The organism is Enteractinococcus helveticum, assembly GCF_001657475.1.
GTDB classification, from domain to species: domain Bacteria; phylum Actinomycetota; class Actinomycetes; order Actinomycetales; family Micrococcaceae; genus Yaniella; species Yaniella helvetica.
On sequence record NZ_LXEY01000094.1, the window covers coordinates 1 to 1,731 of the forward strand.

Here is a 1,731-nt window from a genome sequence, read left to right on the forward strand (position 1 = left end):
CCTGACTTGCACAAGTTTAGTGACCCGTTTTAGGTTGTGAGCTTGAGTCGGTCCAGGATGTGGGCTGCGCCGGGGGTGATGTCTGGCGGGAAGGTGATTTCGTGGTCGCCGATGCGGCCGGTGAATTCGCGTAGGGGTCGCAGCGTGGTGATGATGCGTTGCAATGAGACCCCGGTCCGGGTTTGCATGAATCTCGCGACGGCTAGGGCGGTGAAGACCACGGTCAGGTGGGCTTCGATGGCCTCGCGGGTGTGGTGAAACATCGGCCGGGCCTGCAGATCGGTTTTGGACATGCGGAAGGATTGTTCGACGTGCCATAGCTGGTGATACGAGGCGATGACTTCCGGGGCGTCCATCGTGGTGGCGGTCAGGTTGGTGACGTAGCCTTTCCATCCGGCGATCTGGTGGGCTCGGTCGAAGGTGGTCTGGTCAAAGACTCTGGTGGCGCCTTGGGTTTTGACAAACCGTGCTGATTTTACGTTGTGTTGGCCCTCGACGACCCGCAGGGCCTTATCGCGTTGTTTGCCCAGGGTGACCAGGTCGCGTTTGGCGCGTTTGGTGCTGTAGCGCCACACCGCCCGCCAATACCGTCTGGCATGATCCGCAATGGTGGGGTCCCACACCGGCTCATCAGCACTGGCCAGTTGATCTTTGGCGGGTTTGAATCGTGCCCGGGTGGTCACGGTGTCCACGGTGGTCCCATCGGCCGGGTCGGACTCCGGGTGGTAGTGGAATTGTTTGGCCAGATCTTTGGGGGCTTTGGTTTGCCTCGAGCCAACAATAAACCGCAGATTGGCCGCATCAATAGCTGCCAGGTTGTCATCAGATAACATCCCGGCATCAGCGACCACGACCATGTCAGCGATCTGGTGACGTTCCTGGAAGGCTTGGATCACCGGCAAGATCGTGTGTGTTTCGGCGGTGTTGCCTTCAAAACTATGGATCTCTAACGGAAACCCCGCCCGATCTACGAGCAATCCCACCACAATTTGTGGGTCCACCCGGCGCTCTTTGGAATAGCCGACCTTGCGGTAGTCATCTTCCTGTTCGGCCTCGAAATACAGGGTGGTGACATCGTAGAGCAACAAACTCAACCCAGTGGTGGCCACACTGTAATCGAAACACGCTTGAGCGATCCGGCCCCGATAATCCCGCTGCTCGGCTCGCTTCAGGGCGTTCATGAAGGTATTGCGATGCACCACCTCAACACCCAGTTCTGCTAACACTCGCAGGCTATCGACCTTGGAGGTCGGCTCCACCAGTCGGGCTAACACCATCTGGAAAAATGCTTCATCATCGACCTGGTGACCCAACCCCAACGCCTGGTAGCTTGCCCGAATCGCATCGACCAGTAACCGTGAGGCTGACCCGGTGACTTTCTTGTCAGCTGTCACCGGCACCACCAGCTGGTCGTGTTCCAGGCCCAAATCGAAGGTTTGCTGGGTGCCAGTCATCGCCTCGATTTTCTGCCACCCCACCGCGGTCAACGCGGTTACTTCGTCATCCGAATGCGCAGAACCCAAGTGTTCAAGAATCCTAACCCGGCCACGCACCTTGGACACAATCTGTACAGCAGTCGCTCCCGAAGCTGTTGGCCCCCGGCGCACAAATAAGCCCATGCACTCATCATAAACCGCCCAATTAGTGACCCAAAACGCAAACTCAAAACCCGCTGACTAGGCACGACACCTAACCCAACCGGAAAATCAGCACTCACTTGTGCAAGTCAGG

Annotated in this window: 1 protein-coding gene; it reads right to left on the minus strand. The window is 57.8% G+C overall.

Annotated elements, in window-relative coordinates:
* Positions 1-29: 29 nt before the first annotated feature.
* Positions 30-1,619, minus strand: coding sequence for an IS1634 family transposase (locus A6F49_RS14725; protein WP_043055304.1), 1,590 nt, complete (start codon positions 1,617-1,619; stop codon positions 30-32).
* Positions 1,620-1,731 lie beyond the last annotated feature (112 nt).

Excerpts from the sequence above, each read along its gene's own strand:
- A6F49_RS14725 (WP_043055304.1), bottom strand. The coding sequence starts at position 1,619 with ATGGGCTTATTTGTGCGCCGGGGGCCAACAGCTTCGGGAGCGACTGCT.